We start from the raw sequence: 24,547 nt of genomic DNA, 5'->3' as shown, positions 1-24,547 counted from the left end.
AGCGACCGCAATGACCGACAAGACCATCTACGACAATCTGACCCTTCTGGGCGGCAAGACCGAACTGCCCGCATCCCCCGAAGAAGCCGTGCTCGAACGCGTGCCCAACCCGCAGGAGGATGCGCTCTACGCCGTGCGCTTCACTGCGCCGGAATTCACCTCGCTCTGCCCGCTCACGGGCCAGCCCGACTTCGCCCATCTGGTGATCGATTATGTGCCGGCCGGCTGGCTGGTGGAGAGCAAATCGCTAAAGCTTTATCTCGGCGCGTTTCGCAATCACGGCGCGTTTCACGAAGACTGCACCGTCTCCATAGGCCGCCGCCTCTGCGACCTTCTGGAACCCCACTGGCTGCGCATCGGCGGCTACTGGTATCCGCGCGGCGGCATGCCCATCGACGTGTTCTACCAGACCGGAGAACCTCCAAAGGGCGTGTGGATCCCCGATCAGGGCGTCCCGCCCTACAGGGGGCGTGGCTAGGGAGAGAGGGAGCGTTCAGGACGCACTCTGCTTCGCAAGCAGCGCATCCCTGTCGAGGCGCGTCCTGAAGAAGCGGCCGTCGAAATAGGTCTCGTCGCGGATATCGGGCAGCGCCTTGGCCGTCATGTCGGCGAAGCGCCCTTCGGAAAGGCGCGCGGAAACATAGTCGGCGAACACACCGATGCGGCGCTGCCTTTCCCGCCCCACGCGCCGCTCCTTGCGTGAGGGAAAACCGTGCGCCGCCATCTTTCTGCGCAGCCAGAATTTGAAGCGCTGCGGCCCCGTCAGTGTGAGCGGGCGCGCCAGCGCTGCGGCGTCGCAGCCGGCATCTTCCAGAAGCGCATCGTACACATCGATGATGGCTTCATCGATATTGGTCGCGGCGTCGCCCCGGCGGTCGAACCAGGGCTTTTCATACTGACAGAAATGCACGAACACCGGATCAATGGCCGCAAACATGCCGAAACCGAGCACCGACGCCTGAAAATTGAAACGCGGGCTCAGCTCCGTCCATGCGCCATCGAAGAGCCAGGCAAGAAAATCCTGATCGAAACGCTCGGCCTGCGGATATTTTTCAAAATATTCGACAAGCCTGCCGGCAAAGTCATGCTCCCGCCAGCGCTGCGGGTCGATAACCAGAACGCCCGAGTTGAAGCCACGACCGGATGAAATGCCCAGCGTCTCCAGCCAGCCCTCCCGGCACAGATTTTCGGCCGTTGGCGGCAGCTCGAAAAGCGTTCCGTAATCTTCCACGGCGGCAAGACCGGACGGCAGAGCCACGTCCCAGATCGCATGATCGGGCTTCATGCTCAGGACGTCGGCATCGAGATAAATCAGCCGGCTATATTGCTGCAGGCGCGCCGGAGCAAACAGCCGGAGATAAACGATATGCGGCCAGCTGCGGCTGCTCGGCAGCCCTTCCGGAAGACAGGGCATCAACGCGTCGAAATGATAGTGAATACGCCCTTCATGCTCGACCTGCCGTACGGCGGCTGCGGGATCACGCCTTTCGACAAAGACATGCACATCGCAGCCCCAGCTGCGCGCAATATGCAGGGCCTGCGCGCTGGCAATGCAGCACATCCCCTCATCGACGACAAAATAGAAAGCGTTCAAAACCTTGCCTCAGAACGGGCAAGGCTTCCGTTTCCTATCTGAAAAGAAAGTCCACTTGCCGATCAAATTTCGAAATATCGAACTCGGGCATTGAGTTCCAAATAACGCCGTCCTTATGAACGACGGCCCACTCCTTCCAGCACGCAAAAACGTCATTTGAAAGGCGACGGATAGCCGGCGAATATTCTACGCAGAACGGCAGCCCCGCCATGGAGGGCCAGCCGGCGATGGCGTCCCCCTCGAAGCCTTCCACATCCATCCAGACCAGCCCGATCTCATCCGGTGACACGCCCAGATCGGCCATCACGCCCTCGATGCGCACGACAGGCACATCGACGGCAACGCCGCTGCCGCCATCATGCAGAAGGCTGCTCGCGCCGGTGTTGAGCGTGTTCAGAAAAAGCCGGGCCTCACCGGGCTCCCTGCCGGCCGCCGCTTCCATGATCGTCACCCGGTCGGTCAGATCGTTGATGGCCATGTTGGCCTTGAGGATCCACAGATGTTCCGGGTGCGGCTCAAAGCAGATCGCCCGTTCGAAGCCGCCGAACTTGAGCGCATAGATCGTCTGGGTTCCGATATTCGCACCGACATCGACAAAGATCCCGCGCCGCGCCGCCGCCTCGAACACCGCCATGGTTTCTTCCCGAAACCAGCCCTTCTCCTGCCGAATGGCTTTTCCGATACACTGGTCCTGAATGCTGACCGCACATCGGTGATCATCGAGCTCGACGATCAGCGCGCCCGCTTCTTCATAAAGATGCCGCTGAAAATACCGCGAACGAATGAGCGGCTTGATGATGCGTTCGTCCCGAAAATTCCGGGCGCTCTTTTCAAGCGTCTTGAGAAAACCCATGGCCTGCATCCCGGATAACCGCGCGGAAACACAACCTTAATGACAGAGCCCGGCGATCACGACAAGCCTGTGGTTGCGGGCCGGATGGAGAGAGCAGGAATTGGTGGATACCCCGCCGAAGACCATGAAACCGAAATCCACGCAAACGCCACCGCCCAAAGATTATTGACTATAATTAGCCACCATATTATATGCCGCCATATGAATGAGATGCTTGAACAGAAACACCTGGCGCTGCTGAACGAAGCCGAGCGCCGCGCCACCGCCCCCACGCACAACATCCGCGCATGTTTCGAGCTGCTGACACTGGCCGGCGCGATTGATCGCGACTGCGCCGCCCGGCTCGCGCCGCACCGGCTTTCCGAAAGCAAGTTCGTCCTGCTTTTTCTCCTGCACGACAAGCCCGAGGGGCTTTCGCCGCATGAGCTGGCGGAACGTGCGGGCGTGACGCGCGCAACGATCACCGGACTTCTCGATGGCCTCGAACGCGACGGCTTCATCGCCCGCCGCGGCGGCCTTGATGACCGGCGGAAGGTCGCCGTCAACCTGACCGAAGCAGGACAAAAAACGGCGCGTGACCTGTTCAACGAACACACCGAATGGGTCGCTTCGCTGTTTGAAGGCTTCGCCGACGATGAGCGCAAAACGCTGAACATGCTCCTGCAACGCATCTGGCAAAATCTGGAAGCCGGCAGACCACAGGCGGGCCAGCCAAAGGATGCGCGCGCATGAGCGCGGCAAAGCCCGCAGGGCGCGGCGTCAGGGATATAAGCCCGGATCGCCTCGCCCGCCTCAATGCCGGAGAGATTGAAGCCGCGACGCTCACCGAGTGTCTCGCCGTCGATTTTGCCGTGCTCATGGGCAATGTCCTGCCGGAAATCGGCGCGGACGCCCTGGCCGAAATGAAACAGAGCGCAGCGCAAGGCATATCAAGACGCATGGCGCTTGCCGCGCAATTGATCCGGCAGGAGCTTGGCGACACCGCATTGGACCGGCTTGGGCAGCACCCTTCCGACACCGCGCGCGGCTGGGCCTGCTTCATGGTCGGCGCGGCCCAAATGCCCCTTCACGACAGGCTTGCGGCGATACGGCCCTATGCCGACGACCGGCATTTCGGCGTGCGGGAATGGTCGTGGATGGCCGTCCGCCGGCATCTCGCCGCCGAACTCGAAAGCGCCATCGCGATGCTGGCCGCGTGGAGCGCAGATCCGTCGGAGCGCGTCCGGCGCTTTGCCTCGGAGGCTATCCGCCCGCGCGGCGTGTGGTGCACGCATATCGGCGCGCTGAAGACACAGCCACAGCTTGGGCTTCCGGTCCTCGAACCGCTTCGAGCGGACCCTTCCGGCTATGTGCAGGACTCGGTTGGCAACTGGCTGAACGACGCCGGAAAAGACCGGCCGGACTGGGTTCAGGCCCTGTGCGCCCGGTGGTCCGCCGAAAGCCCGACACCTGCGACAGCCCGCATCTGCAAGCGCGCCCTTCGCTCGATCAAACCCGATCTCCAACGTTGAACCGGAAGTGAACCATGGCGCACTATCTCGCCGAACTCTACACCCCGAAACCCGCCTGGCTCGACCTTTCCGAGAGCGAACGCCAGCAATTCTTCGCCGGCATCGGCTCGGCCGTTCCGGCCCTGTCCGCCCTCGGCGTGGAGGCTCTTGCACTCGGCAAGGTCGATCAGACCAAACTGCACGCCGCGCCACAGACATTCTTCGCCATATGGCGCGGCCCCGACGATGCGGCGCTCGATGCGCTCGTATCCGGCATCGCGCAATCGGGCTGGCACGATTATTTCGACACCGTCAACGCCGGCGGCGAAGCAACCGATCTTGCCGGACACCTCACGCAGCTGAGCTGAAGGCACCGGAAACCGGAAAGGCGTGAGACAAACCGCTTGCTATTTTTGCTCAACAGCGCACCAATCGACACTACTTCAGGAGATCAGATATGGAAGCCCTGCTCAGCACCCCATTGGAATTGCAGATATCCATAGCTGCTGGCTATCTCGGCTGGTGGATTGCGACCATTGGGAACCGGCAGAACAGCCCCGCTGACATGGCGCTTCAAATTCTCCTATACAGCATCGTCGCCCGCTCTGCTTCTTCCATGGCACTGGCATTCGCCCCAGAGATGACCGAAGGTATAACTTTCGCAGCAGTCGCTGTATCCACCATTGGTTCTGCCGTGATCATTGCGATCGCATGGAGGTCGATTATCCGCCCTCTCTGGGGCGATCTCATGGCGTGGCTAGGCGTTTACTACGATGATCATCAGACTTCGTCTTGGCGTTCGATCAATGAGATAAAAGACAAGCGGCACACCATCCATATACATCTGAAGGATGGTTCAGTTCTGGAGTGCAATTATGCCGAAACAGGAGCCGCCAGTCGCGCGCACGATCTTTATGTAGCCGAAGACGGAATGGCATTGCCTGTCACGAAATTTTATCGAGCTGACGGCACAAGCGTCGCCTTCACTGCGCATGACAATGACTTCAGTCTCGACTACATTCCGCGCTCCGAAATCCAACGCGTCACATGGCACTTCGGAAAAGAATAGCTACTTCTTGGGAGCCGGCGGGTTGGGTTTAACCATTGTCGGAGGCTTTGCTGACGCAGTTTCGCCACCAGTTGTAGGTCGCGTAGTAACCGACGAAGCTCCCCCCGACATCTTCCCCAAAGCAGAGTTTTCTCCCTTTGCACCCATAGCACTGTTCCTTTTCGTCTTAAGATGAGACAGAGTCGGAAAGCCCCGACGACAGGTAATCACCAAACCAATTCCGTACGACAGTACAACTATCGCACCCGCCGCTCCTTCGAGCGTATGGAGTGTGTCTGATTCTCTAAGGAAAAAACATGCAACTCACTAGCGACCACTCCCCATCACTCCATCTGCACCGTGGCCAGTTGAAGCGACATCCCCCCTGCCGAGCAACGATATGACGCAGATCCGGCAGCTGTTATCATCGCGGATTGATCTGGAGGGTGCCCAGCTGAACTATTCCATCTCCGCCGGCACCGGCACGAAGGCGAAGGAGCTGATCATTTCCTCGGTCGAGGATCAGGGCTAAGCAGGAGGTCCCTTCAAACACCCTTTGAGGGGCTTCAAGAAACTGTGACTGGTCTAAAAAGCGCTGACAAAAATCCAGAAAGCGACGGCCGGCTACAATCAGCTGAATATGGCGGAGAGAGAGGGATTCGAACCCTCGATACGGTTTCCCGTATACACGCGTTCCAGGCGTGCGCCTTCAACCACTCGGCCACCTCTCCACGGCGCTGCATTTTTCAGCTACGCGACGCTCATCTAGTCGATCTGATCGCGAATGCCAAGACCAGTCTGTGACAGATTTGCAATTTGACGCATTTTCCTGTGTCCGGAGTTCACAAACGCTCAACTTTCCGTAGCGCAATTGCCATCCCGCGCACCGCAGCCTATGTCTCGACAGGTAGTTTCAAATGCACCGCGCGAACACACCCAAGGGGAAGCGATGTTTCGCTTGATCTTTCGAATCCTGGCCCTGTTTGCCCTGGCCGTCGCCGTCGTGATGGCGGTGATCGACGCCACACGCTCCATCGCCGCTTCCGCGCTCATCATCACCCCGCTGGGTGAAAGCTGGTTTTCGGTCTCGCCCGATACGCTCAATCTCAGCCAGGCGCTGATCCAGCGCTACACCTTCCCCGTCATCTGGGATCCGGCCATCATCTACATTCTCACCCTGCCGGGCTGGCTGGTCTTCGCCGTGCTCGCGCTTCTCTTTCACGCCATCGGATACCGGCGCAAACGCCACGCCTTCTCATAAGGCGCGCGGAAAGAGACCGCACAGCCAGGCAGCAGATCGCCCGCTTTCGTGCGGCCACAAAACGCGCGCTCCGAACTATTGATAGGGCCGAAAACCGGATTCCACTTTTCGGCCCGATGCTCTCCACTGAACCCCGGCAAGACTATCCAAAGTCGTTTTTCCGAACGGTCAAAATTCCACGTGAAATTTGAATTCAGCCATGCAAGAGTGCTGGCAAGAGGAGAGTAATTTGCTTTCCTCATGCCGTCCCCGCTGGTCCACGGCCGGTTACGGGATGCTCGCAAGGGCGCGGGAGCGAACGGGCCTTGGTTCCGGTATCCGCTTCTGCGGCACAGGCAAAAGAGACAGGATAACCGACAGGGTGTGGATCACATGAAGCGTATTGTCCTCGGCCTTCTGGCCGCAACCGCGATGTCCGCAAGCGCATTTGCGGATGAGATCGCTCCGGCTCTCATCTACGATCTGGGAGGCAAGTTCGACAAATCCTTCAACGAGGCAGCCTATAATGGCGCCGAGCGGTTCAAGGAAGAAACCGGCATCGAATATGTGGAGTTCGAAATCTCCAACGACGCCCAGCGCGAGCAGGCCCTGCGCCGCTTCGCCGAGAACGGCCGCAACCCGATCGTCATGGCCGGCTTCACCTGGGTGGATTACCTGAAAAAGGTCGCCGCAGAATATCCCGACACCGACTTCACCATCATCGATGATGCGGTGGATGCGCCCAATGTGCGCTCGGTGACCTTCAAGGAGCAGGAAGGCTCCTATCTGGTCGGCATGCTGGCAGCGCTCGCTTCCGAAACCGGCACGGTCGGCTTCGTCGGCGGCATGCAGGTTCCGCTGATCGGCAAGTTCGAGTGCGGCTATGTGGGCGGCGCGAAGGCAGCCAATGCAGACGCCAAGGTCATTCGCAATTACACCGGCGACACGCCATCGGCGTGGAACGACCCGACAAAGGGCGGCGAGATCACCCGCACGCAGATCGACCAGGGCGCAGACGTGGTCTATCACGCCGCTGGCGGCACGGGCGTTGGCGTTCTCCAGGCTGCGGCGGATGCCGGCAAGCTCGGCATCGGCGTCGATTCCAACCAGAACGGCCTGCATCCGGGCAAGGTTCTCACCTCCATGGTCAAGCAGGTGGACGTCGCCGTCTACAATGCCTTCATGGACGCCAAGAACGGTGAGTTCAGCTACGGCCTTCAGGATCTCGGCCTTGCCGAAGACGGTGTCGGCTACGCCATGGACGACAACAACAAGGACCTCGTGACCGACGAGATGAAGGCCACCGTCGAGGCAGCCAAGCAGAAGATCATCGACGGCGAGATCGTGGTGCACAACTTCCTGAGCGACAACGCCTGCCCCTATTGAGGCAGCGCTTTCGCTCCGGCGACACATTCCAAAGGGCCGCCCGTGCGGCCCTTTTTCCTTTCCTCTCCGCGGCCGGAATGTGTTAGGCCGCTTCCATATTTTCTCCGTACAGTCTTCAGGAGCTTTCCATGTCCGATCTCGCCCCGGTTCTCGATCAGCTCGATCGTTCCATCGATCAGAGTCTGGAGCGGCTTTTCCACCTTCTGAAGATCAAGTCGATCTCGACCGATCCGGCCTTCACCGCCGACTGCCGCAAGGCTGCCGAATGGCTGGTGGACGATCTGAACTCCATCGGTTTCGACGCCAGCGTGCGCGACACTGAAGGTCACCCCATGGTGGTGGCGCATCATGATGGCGAAGGCCCGCACGTGCTGTTCTACGGCCATTACGATGTGCAGCCGGTCGATCCGCTGGAGCTGTGGGACGAAGACCCGTTCTCCCCGTCGATCAAGGAGATCGAGCCGGGCCGCAAGGCGATCCTCGGTCGCGGTTCTTCCGACGACAAGGGCCAGCTCATGACCTTCGTGGAAGCCTGCCGCGCCTATAAGGCGGTTCACGGCAAGCTGCCCTGCAAAATCACCATCCTGTTCGAGGGTGAGGAGGAATCCGGTTCCCCGTCGCTGCGCCCCTTCCTGGAAGCAAACCGCGAAGAGCTTTCCGCAGAGTTTGCGCTGGTCTGCGACACCGCCATGTGGGACCGCGATACGCCGGCGGTCTGCGTTGGCCTGCGTGGCCTGGTCGGTGAGGAGATCACCATCAAGGCCGCCGACCGCGATCTGCATTCGGGCTTCTTCGGCGGCGCCGCCGCCAACCCGATCACGGTTCTGGCGCGCATCCTCGGCGACCTGCACGACGAGAATGGCCGCGTCACCGTGCCCGGTTTCTATGAAGGCGTGGAAGAAACGCCGGCAGAGATCCTGAAAACCTGGGAAGGTCTCGGCGAGACCACCGAGGATTTCCTCGGCCCCATCGGCCTTTCCAAACTGTTCGGCGAGAAGGACCGTTCCGCGCTGGAGCTGGTCTGGGCACGCCCGACGGCAGAGGTGAACGGCATCACCGGCGGCTACACCGGCGAAGGCTTCAAGACGGTCATCCCGGCCGAAGCCTCGACGAAGGTTTCCTTCCGTCTCGTACACAAGCAGGATCCTGAAAAGATCCGCGCCGCCTTCCGCGCCTTTGTCGAGGAGCGGCTGCCCGACGACTGCCGGGTGGAGTTCCATCCGCATGGCGGCTCGCCCGCCTTCCAGCTCGACTATGACATGCCGCTTGTCACCAGGGCGCAGGCCGCGCTGACCGACGAGTGGTCCAAGCCGGCGGTGGCCATCGCCATGGGCGGCTCCATTCCGATTGCCGGCGAATTCCGCCGCATGCTCGACATGGAGACGCTGCTTGTGGGCTTTGGCCTGCAGGATGACCGCATCCACTCACCCAACGAGAAATACGACCTCAACTCGTTCCACCGCGGCCAGCGCTCCTGGGCCCGCATTCTTGATGCCCTGAGCAAGCAGTAAGCCGGGAAGAAGAAGACATGACCATCCGCTTTCACAAGAACGATCTGCCGGATCTCAGCAATTACGATGTCGACGCCGTGGCCATCGACACCGAGACGCTGGGCCTGAAACCGCATCGCGACCGGCTTTGCGTCGTCCAGCTTTCGCCGGGCGACGGCACCGCCGATGTGGTGCAGATCGATGCCGGGCAGAAGGAGGCGCCGAACCTCGTCGCCCTTCTGAAGAACCGCAAGATCACCAAGCTGTTCCACTATGCGCGCTTCGATCTGGCCGTGCTCTATCACAGCTTCGGCGTCATGGCGGAGCCGGTGTTCTGCTCCAAGATCGCCTCGCGCCTCACCCGCACCTATACCGACCGTCACGGCCTGAAGGATCTGTGCAACGAGCTGCTCGGCGTCAGCCTGTCCAAGGCGCAGCAGTCGTCCGACTGGGCCGCCGAGACGCTTTCGCCCGAACAGCTCGAATATGCGGCATCCGACGTGCTCTACCTGCACCAGCTGCGCGAAAAGCTGATCGTGCGTCTGGAGCGCGAGAAGCGCACACGCGAGGCCGAGGCCTGCTTCCGCTTCCTGCCCACCCGCGCCAAGCTGGACCTGATGGGCTGGGAAGAAGCCGACATTTTTGCCCACAGCTGAGCGCAACCCGGTCGATTTCGTTTAATTTGACTTAACTGCGCCTTAAACCGCTGCCCTTTACTGTGCCCGCACTTGGCAATGCGGGCACAGGATCACGGGGCAACAGGCTGTATGGCGCGTAAGACGAAAAACCGAAGGATCGAACCGACATTCGACGCGCCCGCAGCGCGCCGAGGCGGCGATGATCTCAAGCTCGGTGACGCCGATCGCGTCGTGCCCTCGCGCCAGCGGCGCAAGCCCGCAAAGGGCAAGAGCACCAAAGGCGGAAAAAGCGCCCGCCGCGCAAGCCCGCGCCGCAAGAGCGGTGCCGGTGGTAGCGGTGCCGGTGGTAGTGGTGGTGGCGGTTTCTTCGGCTTCCTGCGCACCGCCGTCTACTGGTCATTCGTGCTGGCGCTGTGGGGCGGCATCGCCGCCGTGGGCATCACCGCCTATTACGGCGCGAAAATGCCCTCCGCCACCACCTGGGAAATCCCCGACCGGCCACCCAATGTGAAGATCGTCTCCGCCGATGGCGGGCTGATCGCCAATCGCGGCATGACCGGCGGCGAGGCCGTTGGCCTGCACGAAATGTCGCCCTTCATCCCGCAGGCCGTGATCGCCATCGAGGACCGCCGTTTCTATTCGCATTTCGGCGTCGACCCCATCGGCCTTGCGCGCGCCATGTCGGAAAACCTTCTGGCCGGGCGGCTGACCCAGGGCGGCTCCACGCTCACCCAGCAGCTTGCCAAGAACCTGTTCCTGAAGCCCGACCGCACCATTGAGCGCAAGGTGCAGGAAGTGCTGCTCGCCTTATGGCTGGAGCAGAAGCACTCCAAGGATCAGATCCTCGAAATGTATCTGAACCGGGTCTATTTCGGCTCCGGCTCCTATGGCGTCGAGGCAGCCTCGCGGCGCTATTTCAACAAGTCCGCGCGCGACGTCACCCTGTCGGAAGCCGCCCTCCTCGCGGGCCTTCTGAAAGCGCCCTCGCGCCTTTCGCCGGCGCGCGATCCGCAGGCCGCCGAAACCCGCGCGCAGGTGGTGCTGACCGCCATGCGCGACCAGGGCATGATCGGCGACAGCGAGATGACCACCGCCATGAGCCGGCCCGCCACCCGCGCCGCCGCCTACTGGACCGGGTCCGAACACTATTTCGCCGACCGTGTGATGGAAGAACTCCCCGGCCTCATCGGCGATGTGAAAAACGACATCATCGTCGAGGCGACGGTGGACTTCCGGCTTCAGAAACAGGCCGAAAAGACCATCCGCAGCCTGATCGACGAGAAGGGCGGCAAGCTGGCGGTCAGCCAGGGCGCGCTCGTCTCCATCGACACCACGGGCGCAGTGCGCGCCATGGTGGGCGGCTACGACTACGCCAACAGCCAGTTCGACCGCGCCTCCGAGGCGCGCCGGCAGCCGGGCTCCGCCTTCAAGCCCTTCGTCTACATGGCCGCGCTGGAACAGGGTCGACGCCCCGACAGCGTGCGCAATGACGCGCCGATCAGGATCGGCAAATGGAAGCCGGAAAACTACAAGGGCAAGTATTACGGCCCCGTCACCCTGTCGGAAGCGCTGGCCCGCTCGCTCAACTCCGTTGCAGCGCAGCTTGCCATGGAAGCCGGTCCCAAATCCGTGGTGGAGCTGGCGCAACGCATGGGCATCGAGTCCGACCTCAAGGCCAACGCCTCCATCGCGCTCGGCACCTCCGAGGTCACGCCGCTGGAATTGACGGCGGCCTACCTTCCCTTCGCCACCGGCGGACTGCGCCCGGAGGTCCATTTCGTCACCCGCGTGACCACCTCCTCCGGCAAGGTGCTCTATCAGCATGACCGGCCACGCATGACGCGCGTGGCAAGCGCGGAAGTGATCGGCATGATGAATTCGATGATGCAGGGCGTGGTGGAAAACGGCAGCGCCCGCGCAGCCGCCATCGGTCGCCCCGCCGCTGGCAAGACCGGCACCACGCAGCAGTCGCGCGATGCGTGGTTCGTGGGTTACACCGCCGATCTGGTGACCGGCGTGTGGTTCGGCAACGACACGTCCAAATCCACCAGGGCGACGGGCAGCTCCCTGCCAGTGCCGGCATGGAAGGCTTTCATGGAAGAAGCCGAAAAGGGCCGCCCCGTAAAGCGCCTGCCCGGCTCCTGGTCGCCCGGCGCATCCTTCGGCGGCGGCGTCGCCGCGCAGCCTCAGGAGCGCCCCGTCCCGCAAGTCGCTGTTGGCTCTGGCGGTAATGGCGGCGCCAACACACAAGCGTCGCAGGCCTCTGAGGCCCGGCCTACACCGCCCGCCCCAGTGCCAGCCCCAGTGCCCGCACCCGGCGGCGGAAACCCCGACCACACGGCCTCCGTGCGCCGTCCCGTGCCACCGGCGGATGTCGGCGGTGCGCCGCAGCGCAGCCAGACCTCCATCCTCGACATCATTCTGGGAAATTAGAGTGCCGCCATCCGCTTTGCCTATCGCTTTCCCCTGCGCTGTCGCCTACATAGGAACGGAACAGGGAGAAGGGCATGGCGGACGAGCGGAAGACACTGGTTTTAACCGGCGCAAGCCGGGGCATTGGCCACGCGACGGTGAAGCGTTTTTCCCGCGAGGGCTGGCGCGTCATCACCTGCTCGCGGCAGGCGTTCGCCGATGACTGTCCATGGCCCGCCGGCCCGGAAGATCACATCAAGGTAGACCTTTCCGACCAGGAAGACGTGGGCATCGCGGTCGCCGAGATCCGGCACCGTCTGGAGGCCAATGGCGGCCGGCTCGACGCGCTGGTGAACAATGCGGCCATCTCGCCCAAGCTTGAGGGCGGCAAGCGCATGAACTCCATCGACACGCCCATGCATGTGTGGCGCGATGTGTTTCAGGTGAATTTCTTCGCCCCCATCATGCTGGCGCGCGGCCTCTTCCGCGAGCTTGGCAATGCGAAGGGCTCCATCGTGAATGTCACGTCCATCGTCGGCAGCCGCGTCCACCCCTTTGCCGGAACCGCCTACGCCACGTCCAAGGCCGCTCTCGTGGCGCTGACCCGCGAAATGGCAGCCGATTTCGGCCCCCATGGCGTCCGCGTCAACGCCATTGCGCCGGGCGAGATCGAAACCTCGATCCTTTCTCCCGGCACCGACAAGATTGTTGAAGGCATTCCGCTGCGCCGCCTCGGCCAGACCTCGGAAGTCGCCGACACGATCTTCTTCCTGTGCTCGGATCAGTCGTCCTACGTGTCCGGCTCGGAAATCCACATCAATGGTGGCCAGCACGTCTAAAACATCCCACGCCGCGTGAGGTGTAACAAACGTTGCAGCGTTTCCGGGAAACGCTGCAACGGCGCACAAGCTGCTATTGAAGCAGCACTTTCTCGATGTCGCTCACCGTGTGATTGGTCAGCGTCTTGGCGATCTCGCCGATCACCTTGTCTTCCACTTCCTTGTGCATTTCCTTGCGCAGCTCGCCCAGCACCAATGGCGGGGCGACCAGCACGAGCTTGCTGTACTTGCCCTTGTGCGCAAGCTTGTAGAGGCGCTCGGCGACATCGCCGGCAAAGCGCTCTTTCTCGATGCGGTGCCAGTCGGTCTCGTCCACGGCGCTGCGGTGCCCGCCATTGCCGTCATTGAGACGTCCCGGCCTGTCGGTGCCCTGCTCCCGGCTTGGCGGGTTCTCTTCCTGCATCAAACGCACGACCTGAAGGTTGGGATAGGTGGCGTCGCCTTCATTGCGAAGGAACAGCGCCTTCTCACCATCAGCGACCACAACCCATGTATCGTGTACAAGCCGGAACTCAGCCATTTCGATCTCCATTGCTCAAGTCGGTCTCCGGGAAACGCGGGCTGGCGCTTCCCGTTCCCACAAAACTGATATGGGTATCGCAGCGAAGCCGGGGAAGGATTTCCTGCGGAAAAGCGACGCTGCGGAAAAGCAATCTTGTCGCACCCCTGTGCCACGGTGAGTGTATTTCTTCTCAGGAACCCATGCAAACCGCCATTATTCCGGGCATCTTTCAACAAGGCTCGCGATCATGGCGACAGACACTCAAAAGCTTGCGGCTTTTCCCGTGTTCATGCGGGTGGAGAACCGCGCCGTCGTCATCGTCGGCAATGGAGAAGAGGCGCTTGCCAAGGCCCGCCTTCTTGGCCAGTCGCGCGCAGCACTCACGCTTGTCGCCGATGCGCCCGAAGACGCCCTCGTCTCCTGGGCGAAGGCCAACGGAGCGCATCTCATCCGCGCGCCCTACGCGCCGCGTTATCTCGACAATGCAGCACTGGTGTTCGCCGCCACCGATGATGAGGCGCAGGACCGCGCCATCATTGCCGATGCACGGGCGCGCTCCATCCCCGCCAATGCGGTGGACCGGCCCGAACTTTGCGATTTCTACACACCGGCTCTGGTGAACCGTGCGCCGCTCGCCGTCGCCATCGGCACAGAGGGAGCCGGCCCCGTGTTGGCGCAGATGGTGCGGGCGCGCGTGGATCAGATGCTCTCCCCGTCGCTGGGCGCGCTCGCCCATCTCGCCACGCAATATCGCGACGCCGTCGACCGGCTGGTGCCGCGCGGGCTCGCCCGCCGCCGCTTCTGGAAAGCCTTCTTCACCGGCGACACGGCACATGCCATGGCCCGGGGCGACACGGCGGCAGCCCGCCGCAGCGCCTCCAGCCTGCTGGCCTCCGGCAGCGACATTCCCGGCCACATCGCGCTTGTGGGCGCAGGCCCCGGCGCGGAAGATCTGCTGACGCTGCGCGCCCAGCGCCTGCTCATGGAAGCCGATGTCATTGTCTACGACGCGCTCGTGCCCGAGGCCGTGGTTGCCATGGGCCGCCGCGATGCGGAACGCATTTCCGTCGGCAAGCGCAAGGGCTGCCACTCCAAGAGCCAGGAACAGATCAACGATCTTCTGGTCACGCTTGGCCGCGAGGGCAAGCGTGTGGTGCGGTTGAAGTCCGGCGACCCGCTGATCTTCGGTCGTGCGGGCGAGGAAATGGCGGCACTGCGTGAAGCAGGCGTGTCCTACGAGGTCGTGCCCGGCGTCACCGCCGCCTTTGCGGCCGCCGCCGATTTCGAGCTGCCGCTGACGCTTCGCGGCATCGCCTCCTCCATCGTGTTCACCACCGGCCACGACCTGAAGGGCCGCACCCTGCCGGACTGGGCGAGCCTTGCCGTCTCCGGTGCGACCATCGCCGTCTATATGGGGCGCTCCGTGGCTGCCGATGTGGCTGGGCGTCTCATCGAGGCCGGCCTCTCGCCGGACACCGCCGTGGCCGTGATCGAGAACGCCAGCCGCGACGACAAACGCCTGCTGCATGGAACGCTGAGCGACCTGCCTTCGCTTGCCGACCGCAGCGAACTGACCGGCCCCGTGATGACGCTGATCGGCGACGCCGTGGCTGGCGCAAACTTCGAGCGCTCCGAAGCGCTCGCAACCTATAAGCACCAGCTGGAGCGCGCGTGATGAAGATAGTAGCCGCCAATCGCCTGACCGATGGCGAAACCGTATGGCTGGGCGCAGGCGACCGCTGGGTCGATACGATCGACGCCGCCCATGTGGCGCGCGACGCCGAAGACGAAGCGCGCATCGCCGCTGCCGGCAGCGCCGCGCTCGCCGCCAACATCGTGATCGACGTCACACTGGTCGACGTGGACATCGCCGAAGGCCGCATCCTCCCCAAGCGCCTGCGCGAACGCATCCGCGCCGGCGGGCCTTCCATTCACCCCGAGATCGGCAAGCAGGCGCGCAACGCCGCGCAGCACGCCGCCTAACGTCAGGCCACGTCCCATGTACCGTTACGACGAATTCGATCATGCCTTCGTGCAGGCCCGCGTTGCAGAGTTTCGCGACCAGGTGGAGCGCCGCCTTTCCGGCGAGCTGACGGAAGACCAGTTCAAGCCGTTAAGGCTGATGAACGGCGTCTATCTTCAGCTTCACGCCTACATGCTGCGCATCGCCATTCCCTATGGCTCGCTGACCGCGCGCCAGATGCGCAGGCTGGCCCATATCGCGCGCACCTATGACAAGGGCTATGGCCATTTCACCACGCGCCAGAACCTGCAGTTCCACTGGCCGAAGCTGACCGACATTCCGCGTGTGCTCGAAGAGCTGGCGGAAGTGGAAATGCACGCCATCCAGACCTCCGGCAACTGCATTCGCAATGTGACGGCAGACCATTTTGCAGGCGCCGCCGCAGACGAGGTGGCGGACCCGCGCCCCTATGCGGAGATCCTGCGGCAATGGTCGTCGCTCCATCCGGAGTTCTCCTATCTGCCGCGCAAGTTCAAGATTGCCGTTACGGGCGCAGAGCGCGACCGCGCCGCCATCGAGGTGCACGACATCGGCCTGCACCTGAAAAAGAACGAGGAAGGCGCGCTGGGCTTTGCCGTGTTCGTCGGCGGTGGCCTTGGCCGCACGCCCATGGTCGCCAAGAAGATCCGCGACTTCCTGCCAGAGCAGGACCTGCTCTCCTATGTGACGGCGATCCTGCGCGTCTACAATCTGAACGGACGCCGCGACAACAAGTACAAGGCGCGCATCAAGATTCTGGTCCACGAGACCGGCACCGGGGAACTGACAGCGCAGGTGGAAAAGGAATTCGCCGCGCTGAAGGAAAGCGAGCTGAAGCTCCCCGATGCCGACATTCGCGCCATCGAAACCTATTTCGCGCCCCCGAAGCTCAAACCCCGCCCGGAAGGCGACGCAGCAGTGAGCAAGGTGGTCAAGGCCGATCCCGGCTTTGCCGACTGGCTGCGCCGCAATGCGCACACGCACCGCAACCCCGACTATGCCTCCGTGACCGTGTCGCTCAAGGGCATTGGCGAGGTGCCGGGCGACGCCACCGATGTACAGATGGACGCCATTGCGGATCTGGCGGAGCGGTACGGCAATGACGAAATCCGCGTGAGCCATGAGCAGAACCTGATCCTGCCCCATGTGGCGCGCGCCGATCTTCCTGCGGTTCATGCGAGGCTTGTCGAGATTGGTCTTGCGACCTCCAATGCCGGTCTCATCACCGACATCATCGCCTGCCCCGGCCTCGATTACTGCGCGCTCGCCAATGCCCGCTCCATTCCGGTGGCGCAGGAAATTTCGCAGCGTTTCGCAACCCAGGCCCGGCAGGACGAGATCGGCGATCTGCAAATCAAGATTTCCGGCTGCATCAATGCCTGCGGCCATCACCATGTCGGCCATATCGGCATTCTGGGCGTCGAGAAGAAGGGCACGGAGCTCTATCAGGTGACGCTTGGCGGTTCGGCGCGCGAGGGTTCGACCATCGGCGAGATCATCGGGCGTGGCTTTGCGCCGGAGGAAATCACCGACGCGGTGGAAACCATTGTCGACACCTATCTCGCAAAGCGCGAAAACCGCGACGAGACCTTCCTCGAAGCCTATCGCCGGCTCGGACCGGCGCCGTTCAAGGAGGCCCTTTATGGCCACGAAGCCAAGGCAGCTTGACCGCGACTTTGCCGCCAGTGGCGACACGGGCGACCTCGCGGCTGCGCTGAACCTGCGCTACGGACACCTGCCCGCCGAGGAGATCATTGCCGTGGCAATCGATCTCTTCGCGGATGCGGGCGGCATTGCCGCCACATCCTCCTTCGGTGCCGATTCCGCAGCGCTGCTTCACCTGATCGCAGAAGCTGCTCCCGGCCTGCCGATCACCTTCCTCGACACCGGCCAGCACTTTGGCGAAACGCTTGAATACCGCGATCAGCTCGCGGACGATCTGGGCCTGACCAATGTCGAGATCATCAGGCCGCTTGAGGATGCTCTTGCCGCTGACGATCCCGATGGCATCCTGCACCAGAGTGACACCGACCGCTGCTGCGCGATCCGCAAGGTGGAGCCCATGGCCCGCGCCATCGCGCCCTATCGCGCCTGGTTCACCGGCCGCAAGCGTGGTCAGGCGTCGACCCGCGCCGAGATGCCGGTGTTCGAGGCCGTTGGTCCGCGCATCCGCGTCAACCCGCTGGCGCGCTGGTCGACCGAAGATCAGGCCGCCTATATGCGCCGGCACGGACTGCGCCAGAACCCGCTGGTGGCGTTCGGCTATCTGTCGATCGGCTGTTTTCCCTGCACGAGCCCCGTAAAGCCCGGCGAAGACCCGCGTTCAGGCCGCTGGGCCGGTCATGCCAAGACCGAATGCGGCATCCATCTGCCCGGCCTCGAAGACACGCTCTCGACGGCATCGGGATAGGAGTTTTTCATGAACACGACCGATATTCGCCTCTGGACCGCAGACGGCTTTCAGGACGACCGCTGGCAGAAGGCCGAAGACGGTTCGGCACTTGATGCCAGCGCGCATGTGATCCTGTCACTTGCAGCCTTTCTCGATCTTGACGACGAGACACGCACAAAGGCGGCCGACCGCATTGGCGTGGAGCTTCAGCCAGGCGATGCGCTGGATGCGCTCCTGCCGCATCTTGCGCGTCTGCCGCTGGTGGCGCTCGCCTTTCCCGCCTTCAATGACGGGCGAAGCTATTCCAAGGCCGAACTCCTGCGCACGCGCCATGGCTATCGCGGTGAAATCCGCGCCACGGGCGATGTGTTGATCGATCAGGTCGCGCATATGCTTCGGGTCGGCTTCTCCAGCCTGGAAATCGCCAATCCGCGCACGCTGGAGCAGCTCCAGTCCGGCCGGGAAGCGGGCATTCCGCTTTACTACCAGCCGGCGGCGAAAGCGGCCGCAGCGCCCGGCTCCTATGCATGGCGGCGGGTTTCGGCCTGAATCACCCGGAATCAGGGCTGCAAATCACGGTTATCGCGCTGTTTTGCGGGATTTTGGCTCGCTTTTCAGGGGATTATCCCTATATTAAGACCTCAGGGGTGCATTCGGCAGAACTTCTGTTATGGTGCGCCCCATCTTGAGTCGCCCCTTTGACGGGCGCTTTTGCATCTCTGCGCCGGCTGATGCCAGGCTCCCGCACCGATGTGGAATAAGATTGAACGTGAGTTGCCCTTCGCGCTTTCGAGCGCCCTGGCCAGGCTCAATCACTGAAACGCCAACTGAAGAAGGAAGTCCATTGCAGGTTATCGTTCGCGACAACAATGTCGATCAGGCCCTCAAAGTGCTCAAGAAAAAGCTCCAGCGCGAGGGTGTTTTCCGGGAAATGAAAGCCCGTCGTTCTTATGAAAAGCCGTCGGAGAAGCGCGCACGCCAGCGTGCCGAAGCTGTCCGCCGCGCTCGCAAGCTGGCCCGCAAGCAGGCTCAGCGCGAAGGCCTTCTGCCGAAGAAGCGCCGCGCAGCCTAAGGGCTGATGCCAGGCAAGCCTGGTTTTTGTGAATTTACGAGACAGGGACGGTGCGGCTTTGGCCCCGTCCCTGTTTTGTTTTTTGGATTATGGGATTGCCCTGCGCCCACCCGGATGCATTGCAATCGGTCCAAGCCATTGATGGCGCATCGGAATAATCGGATTACACGCTTCGTCCCGATGCCCGGGCCGGCAGTTCAGCCTGCGCGGCTCTCGGCTTCGTCCAGCTTTCCCAAAAGATCCTGAAATTCGTCCGGAATTTCCGAATCCAGCGAAAAATGCGGCAATTTGTTCAGAAACCGCGTGTTTTCGGGCTGCCCAAGACGCTGTCTGACACTGCGCGCAGTGTCAGCGCGATATGCGTCGCTCCGGCGCTCCTGTCGTTTGTCCTGTTGCGTCATTGTCCTTGCTCGATGTTGCAAATCGCACTCGTGAGATAAAATCCCGAGTTGTGGATTTGTTCCGAGAAATGAGGCGCTTCAGCCACATTCAGGCAACAGGGTAAACTTTTCCTAAAATTGTAAGCATCACCCAGAACACCCGGAATCCGGCGCCTTTGGGTCATGACAGCATGATCGAAAAAGCGATACGGACACCGCGCCGGGGATGCCGCCACCAAAGATGGCGACGTCGGTATTCTGTCAGCGCCCTGACGATCAGGGCTGTGTGTAGGCGGTCTTCACCGTGGTGTAGAACTCGACGGCATAACGCCCCTGCTCACGCGAGCCGAAGCTCGAGCCCTTGGTGCCGCCGAACGGCGCATTATAGTCGACGCCGGCGGTCGGCAGATTGACCATGACCATGCCGGCCTGGGACTTTTGCTTGAAGTCGCTCGCATATTTCAGCGAGGTCGTGCAGATGCCCGAGGAAAGGCCGAAGCTGGTGTCATTGGCGACGTGCAGCGCTTCCTCGTAATCCTTCACGCGGACGACGCTGGCGACCGGGCCGAAGACCTCTTCACGGTTGATGCGCATATCGTTGCGGGTTTCGGTGAAGAGCGCCGGCGCCATGTAGAAGCCGGGCTTGTCGAGCGTCAGGCGCTCGCCGCCAAAGGCAAGCCTGCCGCCTTCCTGGCCGGCGATCTCCACATAGGAGAGATCCTGCTCAAGCTGCTTCTCATCGACCACCGGCCCCATCTGGGTCCTGGGGTCGAGCGCATCACCAACCACAAGCGCCTTGAGCTTGTCGGTGAGCGCGGAGACGAACCGGTCATGAATGCCATCGGCCACGACAAGGCGGCTGGAAGCGGTGCAGCGCTGGCCGGTGGAGAAGAATGCACCGTTGAGAGCGGCGGAGACTGCCACATCCAGATCGGCATCGTCGAGAACCACCAGCGGGTTCTTGCCGCCCATTTCAAGCTGCACCTTCTTGAGATGCTGTCCGCAGGCAGCGGCGATGCCACGGCCGGTGGGCACGGAGCCGGTGAAGGAGATGGCGCGAACCTTCGGGTTCTCGATCATGCGCGGACCAAGCTCGGAACCGCGACCGGCAACCATGTTGAACACGCCTTCCGGCAGACCGGCGCGGGACAGGATCTCCGCCAGCGCCCATGCCGAACCCGGAACCAGCTCGGCCGGCTTGAGCACGATCGTGTTGCCATAGGCAAGCGCGGGCGCGATCTTCCAGGCGGGAATGGCGATGGGGAAGTTCCACGGGGTGATGAGACCGATCACGCCCATCGGCTCGCGGCGCATGTCCACCTCAACGCCCGGACGGATGGAATCGAGGCGTTCACCCGGCAGTCGAAGGGCTTCGCCGGCAAAGAACTTGAACACCTGACCGGCGCGCACAACCTCGCCAATGCCTTCCGGCAGGATCTTGCCTTCCTCACGCGAAAGCAGGTGGCCGAGCTCGTCCTTGCGGGCGATGATCTCATTGCCGACAGCGTCGAGAATGTCGAAGCGCTGCTGCGGCGTGGAACGCCCCCAGCCTGGCGCGGCATCATGTGCGGCATCGATGGCGCGGTCGAGATCCGCAGCGCCGGAGCGCGCCGCCAGGCCCACCACATCGCGCGTGTCCGACGGATTGATGTTCTCGACCTGGCTGTCGCCGTCAATCCATTCGCCGGCAATGTAGTTTTTGAAATCCATGCTGCCCGTTTCGGTTAGCGCCATTGGTGGAATACCCCCGCTTATCTCAGTTTGGTTGGCCCGGAGCCTAACCCAGGCGGGGCAGGCCAGTCATGCGATGCTTCGTTATGCCAGCCTGCCATTTGCGCATGAAACCTGAGCGGAAATGCCGGAAGCACCGAGTGTGGTCCAAGGCCCGCACAAAAGAAAACGCGGGTGAAGCTGCCCGCCTCACACGCGCCTGCATTTTCAGTGCTGTTTTGAGTGCCGGCAGCCCCTCTGGAAAGGCGGCGGGGCTGAACTTCCCGTCAGATCAGCACTGGCCGGGGCGAACGATCCGGTAGCCGGCGGCCTGTGCCGAGCAGGCATTGCCGAAGGTGCGACGCTGGCCGTTCTTGCGTGCGCATACCGGGCGGTATTCGCGGGTGCAGATCTGCGGACGCTCGGGCCGGTTGGACTGTGCCCGGCACTCACCCGGCCGAACGATGCGATAGCCGGCGGCGCGCGCCGTGCAGGCATTGGCAAAGGTGCGCTGACGATCACCCCGCCGCGCACAGACCGGCTGGAATTCCATCGTGCAGACCTGCGGGCGATCCGGACGCGGTGGACGCGGACGGTTCGGCCCCTCTTCAACAACCACCGTACAGCTCGCCAGAATGACGGCTGCGCCCGCAAGCGCGCCGACACGGGACAGAATTTTTGCAAAAGACACCGCGAGACCCTCTCTCTTTCAAATATTGACGCCGGCTCCCGGCGCAATCCCCATGCGCAGATTAGACGATTTTGAAGAAGTCACCAGTGTATCGAGAGATGCTATGCTTCCGGCCCGCAGCCGAAGACGGTTTTACTGCTATTGCAGGCGGCGCACGGTCTGGCTTTCCGGGAAGCAGGTCGGAGAGACCCCGTTTTTCTGCTGCCACTCGCCGATGGAGCGGCGCGTCTTGAAGCCGACCAGACCATCGGCCCCGCCGACATCGTAGCCAAGCCTTTCAAGCCCGCGCTGCATGCCCGCCACATCGCTGCGATTGAAGCCGCCGACACGGCCCCACGAGGTGGCGAATTCATTGTTGCCATACATGATGCGGTCGCCCGCATGGCCCACGAAAAGCGCGTAGAGGTCGCTCTCGTTGTAGTCCTTGAGGCGGTAGAAATTGGGCGTGACGATGAAGGCCGGACCAAAGCGGCCGGCAGGCATCATCAGATAGCCCTCGCCGCGCAGCTCATGCTCGGGAAACGCCTTGCCACCAACCCGGCGGATGCCGAGCGCCTGCCAGTCTGCAATGCTCTTGCCGCGATCCGGGCCCTCGAGCGCGCAGGAAACGCCCTGCGGAACGGTCACTTCAAAGCCCCAGTCGCGCCCGCGCACCCAGCCATGCTGCGCCAGATAATTGGCGATGGAGGCAAGCGTGTCGGCCTGCGAATTCCAGATGTCGGCGCTGCCATTGCCATCGCCATCGACGGCATATTTCAGGTAGGAGGTCGGCATGAACTGCGGCTGCCCCATGGCGCCGGCCCAGGATGAGCGCATGGCGCGGGGCGAGACGCCGCGACGCTCCACCATTTCGAGCGCTGCCAGAACCTCTTCACGGAACATCGCCTTGCGGGTGGCGAGAAAGGCCTTGGTGCCGAGAACCTCGAACGCGTCATAGGGAATTTTTGCCCCGCCAAAGCCGGATTCCCGCCCCCAGACGGCGAGCACGACGCCACGCGGAACGCCATAGCGCTTTTCGATGGCCGACAGCACGCCATTGAGCTTTCCAGCCCGCGCGCGCCCGCCGGAGACGACGCCCCCGATATGCTTGAAATAAGCCGATGGCGCACGGAATTCCGCCTGATGCTGCCTGTCGCTGCGCGGCTTGCTCTCGCCCGGCAAGACGAGGTCCGGCAGTTTCAGATTGGGTGACACATTGGCGAAGGCAGCGTTGAAAGTGTTGGCCGAAATGCCCCGGCGCTGCGCCTCCGGCCACAGATCGCTGGCGAGCCAGTTGCGGAACTGCGTCTCGACGGACTGCGCCGCAGCCGCGCCCGCGGCAAGCGAAACGCTCAGAATGACAAGAAGGCGGATCATGCGCTGGAACATCAAGGCGTCTCTCCCGTCGCCGCAATGGGCGTTTGATCGTCTGATAGCATGGTAGCGGCACAACCGCCGCGCTGGCTAGATCGCGTCCACTTCTCGTTGAATCGTGAAAACGCTCTCATTCACTGGTCTTGTGCAATTCCGGGCGCCGACTTCGAGGCCCCCTTCTCCCCGCTCGCAGAGAGAAGGTGAGGATGAGGGGCGAGCGCAAAGTTCTGCGAACCCACAATGCGGCTAGATTTTCACGCACGGCGTCAGCCCCTCATCCCCCTGCCGGGACCTTCTCCCCGCTCGCGGGGAGAAGGAGGCTGTCATCCGGCCAGAGCGCTTCCGCTTCTCCTAGAAACTGGTACGCGATTTGAGCGCCGCCGACAGCGTTCCCTCGTCCAGATAGTCGAGTTCGCCACCCACCGGCACGCCGTGCGCAAGGCGCGTGACCTTGATTTCCATCCCGGCCACCTGATCGGTGATGTAATGGGCGGTGGTCTGCCCCTCGACCGTCGCATTGACGGCAAGAATGAGCTCGGACACCCCGCCTTCGGAAACCCGGCTGACGAGCCCCGCAATATTGAGATCGCCCGGCCCGACGCCATCGAGCGGCGACAGCGTGCCGCCAAGCACGTGATAGCGTGCGCTCATCGCGCCGGCGCGCTCAAGCGCCCAGAGATCCGACACATCCTCGACAACGATGATGGTGCTGCCATCGCGGCGCGGATCGGTGCAGATGGTGCAGGGATCGTGCGTATCGACATTGCCGCAGGTGGAACAGATCCGGACCTTGTCCAGCGCATCCGACATGGCGGCAGTGAGCGGCGCGAAGAGCTGATCCTTTTTCTTGATCAGATGCAGCGCCGCGCGCCGGGCCGAGCGCGGCCCGAGCCCCGGCACACGCGCCAGAAGCTGGATAAGACGCTCGATTTCAGGCCCGGCGATGGATTTTGACATGCAAGGATACCATTGAGGGGCTGATCCGATTGCGGATCAACGCCCGTTCTCCTGTCCTGGAGCGCCGTGCGTCCATTCGGACGCACATAGGACGCTCCAACCTATTGAATCCACGCATCGTGCTTTCCGAAAATCAATCCCGATTTTCGGGGCGATGCCTAGAAAGGCAGCTTCATGCCCGGAGGAATGGGCAGGCCAGCCGTCATTTCCTGGGTCTTTTCCTGCATGGTGGCTTCGAGCTTGGTCTTCGCATCGTTGTGCGCCGCCAGAATCAGGTCCTCGAGGATCTCCACATCGTCTTCCTTGAAGAGCGACGGGTCGATCTTGAGCGCCTTCATCTCGGACTTGCCGCTAAGCGTTACCGTGACGGAGCCGCCGGCAGCCTGGCCCTGGACTTCCATCTGGGCCATTTCTTCCTGCATGGCCTGAAACTTGGCCTGCATCTCCTTGGCCTTGCCCATAAGGCCCATCAGATCGCGCATTTTGGTCTCCAATTCA

General features: G+C 62.4%; 26 protein-coding genes and 1 tRNA gene. 18 read left to right on the top strand and 9 right to left on the bottom strand.

What is annotated here, in order from left to right; translation table 11 throughout:
- The first annotated feature begins 10 nt into the window (after positions 1 to 10).
- Positions 11 to 478, top strand: coding sequence for a preQ(1) synthase (gene queF, locus ACRTG1_RS04510; protein WP_206544408.1), 468 nt, complete (start codon positions 11 to 13; stop codon positions 476 to 478).
- A gap of 15 nt (positions 479 to 493) precedes the next feature.
- Here the strand turns inward: queF and ACRTG1_RS04505 are convergent, their stop codons facing one another.
- Together ACRTG1_RS04505 and ACRTG1_RS04500 are read right to left on the bottom strand one after the other, a co-directional pair.
- Positions 494 to 1,594, bottom strand: a complete 1,101-nt coding sequence (locus ACRTG1_RS04505; RefSeq protein WP_432515809.1) for a glycosyltransferase family 8 protein — start codon at positions 1,592 to 1,594, stop codon at positions 494 to 496.
- A 34-nt stretch (positions 1,595 to 1,628) separates the two neighbouring features.
- On the bottom strand, positions 1,629 to 2,447 hold the full coding sequence (locus tag ACRTG1_RS04500; RefSeq protein WP_432515808.1) for an FkbM family methyltransferase: 819 nt from the start codon (positions 2,445 to 2,447) through the stop codon (positions 1,629 to 1,631).
- A gap of 201 nt (positions 2,448 to 2,648) precedes the next feature.
- Here ACRTG1_RS04500 and ACRTG1_RS04495 point away from each other — a divergent pair, with 201 nt between their 5' ends.
- The 5 genes from ACRTG1_RS04495 to ACRTG1_RS04475 all read left to right on the top strand — a co-directional run bounded on the left by ACRTG1_RS04495 (position 2,649) and on the right by ACRTG1_RS04475 (position 5,517).
- Entirely contained in the window at positions 2,649 to 3,179 is a 531-nt protein-coding gene (locus ACRTG1_RS04495; protein WP_432516004.1) for a MarR family winged helix-turn-helix transcriptional regulator, read from the top strand.
- Positions 3,176 to 3,958, top strand: a complete 783-nt coding sequence (locus ACRTG1_RS04490) for a DNA alkylation repair protein (protein WP_432515807.1) — start codon at positions 3,176 to 3,178, stop codon at positions 3,956 to 3,958. The genes ACRTG1_RS04495 and ACRTG1_RS04490 overlap by 4 nt, the downstream gene beginning before the upstream one ends.
- Positions 3,959 to 3,972: 14 nt before the next feature.
- A complete protein-coding gene (locus tag ACRTG1_RS04485) occupies positions 3,973 to 4,305 on the top strand; it encodes a DUF6616 family protein (RefSeq protein ID WP_432515806.1) in 333 nt (110 codons plus the stop codon).
- A gap of 89 nt (positions 4,306 to 4,394) precedes the next feature.
- On the top strand, positions 4,395 to 5,006 hold the full coding sequence (locus ACRTG1_RS04480) for a hypothetical protein (RefSeq protein WP_432515805.1): 612 nt from the start codon (positions 4,395 to 4,397) through the stop codon (positions 5,004 to 5,006).
- Between the two features lie 379 nt (positions 5,007 to 5,385).
- Entirely contained in the window at positions 5,386 to 5,517 is a 132-nt protein-coding gene (locus ACRTG1_RS04475) for a hypothetical protein (protein WP_432515804.1), read from the top strand.
- 109 nt (positions 5,518 to 5,626) lie between these two features.
- Here the strand turns inward: ACRTG1_RS04475 and ACRTG1_RS04470 are convergent.
- Positions 5,627 to 5,716, bottom strand: a tRNA-Ser gene (locus ACRTG1_RS04470).
- Between the two features lie 218 nt (positions 5,717 to 5,934).
- Here ACRTG1_RS04470 and ACRTG1_RS04465 point away from each other — a divergent pair.
- The 6 genes from ACRTG1_RS04465 to ACRTG1_RS04440 all read left to right on the top strand — a co-directional run bounded on the left by ACRTG1_RS04465 (position 5,935) and on the right by ACRTG1_RS04440 (position 12,990).
- Positions 5,935 to 6,246, top strand: a complete 312-nt coding sequence (locus ACRTG1_RS04465) for a hypothetical protein (RefSeq protein ID WP_432515803.1) — start codon at positions 5,935 to 5,937, stop codon at positions 6,244 to 6,246.
- Between the two features lie 372 nt (positions 6,247 to 6,618).
- On the top strand, positions 6,619 to 7,611 hold the full coding sequence (locus ACRTG1_RS04460; RefSeq protein ID WP_113153878.1) for a BMP family lipoprotein: 993 nt from the start codon (positions 6,619 to 6,621) through the stop codon (positions 7,609 to 7,611).
- 128 nt (positions 7,612 to 7,739) lie between these two features.
- The gene (locus tag ACRTG1_RS04455) at positions 7,740 to 9,122 is read left to right on the top strand and encodes a dipeptidase (RefSeq protein ID WP_113153877.1); all 1,383 of its coding nucleotides are present in this window, start codon (positions 7,740 to 7,742) and stop codon (positions 9,120 to 9,122) included.
- 17 nt (positions 9,123 to 9,139) lie between these two features.
- Positions 9,140 to 9,757, top strand: coding sequence for a ribonuclease D (locus ACRTG1_RS04450; protein WP_432515802.1), 618 nt, complete (start codon positions 9,140 to 9,142; stop codon positions 9,755 to 9,757).
- A 111-nt stretch (positions 9,758 to 9,868) separates the two neighbouring features.
- Positions 9,869 to 12,172, top strand: a complete 2,304-nt coding sequence (locus ACRTG1_RS04445) for a transglycosylase domain-containing protein (RefSeq protein ID WP_432515801.1) — start codon at positions 9,869 to 9,871, stop codon at positions 12,170 to 12,172.
- Between the two features lie 74 nt (positions 12,173 to 12,246).
- A complete protein-coding gene (locus ACRTG1_RS04440) occupies positions 12,247 to 12,990 on the top strand; it encodes an SDR family NAD(P)-dependent oxidoreductase (RefSeq protein WP_206544400.1) in 744 nt (247 codons plus the stop codon).
- A 73-nt stretch (positions 12,991 to 13,063) separates the two neighbouring features.
- Here ACRTG1_RS04440 and ACRTG1_RS04435 read toward each other — a convergent pair whose 3' ends face one another.
- Entirely contained in the window at positions 13,064 to 13,510 is a 447-nt protein-coding gene (locus tag ACRTG1_RS04435; protein ID WP_206544399.1) for a host attachment protein, read from the bottom strand.
- 229 nt (positions 13,511 to 13,739) lie between these two features.
- Between ACRTG1_RS04435 and cysG the strand changes: the two genes are divergently transcribed.
- The 6 genes from cysG to rpsU all read left to right on the top strand — a co-directional run bounded on the left by cysG (position 13,740) and on the right by rpsU (position 18,958).
- Complete coding sequence (gene cysG, locus ACRTG1_RS04430) at positions 13,740 to 15,167, top strand: siroheme synthase CysG (RefSeq protein WP_432515800.1); 1,428 nt, start codon at positions 13,740 to 13,742, stop codon at positions 15,165 to 15,167.
- Positions 15,167 to 15,475 (top strand): DUF2849 domain-containing protein, encoded by a 309-nt coding sequence (locus ACRTG1_RS04425; RefSeq protein WP_113153873.1) that lies wholly within the window; start codon positions 15,167 to 15,169, stop codon positions 15,473 to 15,475. Before cysG ends, ACRTG1_RS04425 begins: the two co-directional genes overlap by 1 nt.
- A 16-nt stretch (positions 15,476 to 15,491) precedes the next feature.
- Positions 15,492 to 17,162, top strand: a complete 1,671-nt coding sequence (locus ACRTG1_RS04420) for a nitrite/sulfite reductase (protein ID WP_299940835.1) — start codon at positions 15,492 to 15,494, stop codon at positions 17,160 to 17,162.
- Complete coding sequence (locus ACRTG1_RS04415) at positions 17,137 to 17,904, top strand: phosphoadenylyl-sulfate reductase (RefSeq protein WP_432515799.1); 768 nt, start codon at positions 17,137 to 17,139, stop codon at positions 17,902 to 17,904. The genes ACRTG1_RS04420 and ACRTG1_RS04415 overlap by 26 nt, the downstream gene beginning before the upstream one ends.
- Before the next feature lie 9 nt (positions 17,905 to 17,913).
- A complete protein-coding gene (locus ACRTG1_RS04410) occupies positions 17,914 to 18,435 on the top strand; it encodes a DUF934 domain-containing protein (protein ID WP_297565358.1) in 522 nt (173 codons plus the stop codon).
- Between the two features lie 295 nt (positions 18,436 to 18,730).
- Positions 18,731 to 18,958: a 30S ribosomal protein S21 gene (rpsU, locus tag ACRTG1_RS04405; RefSeq protein ID WP_113153869.1), complete on the top strand. Its 228-nt coding sequence runs from the start codon at positions 18,731 to 18,733 to the stop codon at positions 18,956 to 18,958.
- Between the two features lie 656 nt (positions 18,959 to 19,614).
- On the opposite strand, the gene ACRTG1_RS04400 is transcribed toward rpsU, so the two are convergent.
- The 5 genes from ACRTG1_RS04400 to ACRTG1_RS04380 all read right to left on the bottom strand — a co-directional run bounded on the left by ACRTG1_RS04400 (position 19,615) and on the right by ACRTG1_RS04380 (position 24,531).
- Complete coding sequence (locus tag ACRTG1_RS04400) at positions 19,615 to 21,072, bottom strand: aldehyde dehydrogenase family protein (protein WP_432515798.1); 1,458 nt, start codon at positions 21,070 to 21,072, stop codon at positions 19,615 to 19,617.
- Positions 21,073 to 21,340: 268 nt separating this feature from the next.
- A complete protein-coding gene (locus ACRTG1_RS04395; RefSeq protein ID WP_432515797.1) occupies positions 21,341 to 21,739 on the bottom strand; it encodes a Kazal-type serine protease inhibitor domain-containing protein in 399 nt (132 codons plus the stop codon).
- Positions 21,740 to 21,877: 138 nt separating this feature from the next.
- Positions 21,878 to 23,107 (bottom strand): lytic murein transglycosylase, encoded by a 1,230-nt coding sequence (locus ACRTG1_RS04390; protein WP_206544392.1) that lies wholly within the window; start codon positions 23,105 to 23,107, stop codon positions 21,878 to 21,880.
- A 336-nt stretch (positions 23,108 to 23,443) separates the two neighbouring features.
- A complete protein-coding gene (gene recR / locus ACRTG1_RS04385) occupies positions 23,444 to 24,049 on the bottom strand; it encodes a recombination mediator RecR (RefSeq protein ID WP_113153865.1) in 606 nt (201 codons plus the stop codon).
- Between the two features lie 158 nt (positions 24,050 to 24,207).
- Complete coding sequence (locus ACRTG1_RS04380; protein ID WP_113153864.1) at positions 24,208 to 24,531, bottom strand: YbaB/EbfC family nucleoid-associated protein; 324 nt, start codon at positions 24,529 to 24,531, stop codon at positions 24,208 to 24,210.
- Positions 24,532 to 24,547 lie beyond the last annotated feature (16 nt).

Source organism: Nitratireductor sp. PBL-C9 (assembly GCF_050877045.1).
Taxonomy (GTDB): Bacteria; Pseudomonadota; Alphaproteobacteria; order Rhizobiales; family Rhizobiaceae; genus Nitratireductor; species Nitratireductor aquimarinus.
Note: the sequence above shows the minus strand (reverse complement) of the source record. Positions and strands in the feature narration are given on the sequence as shown.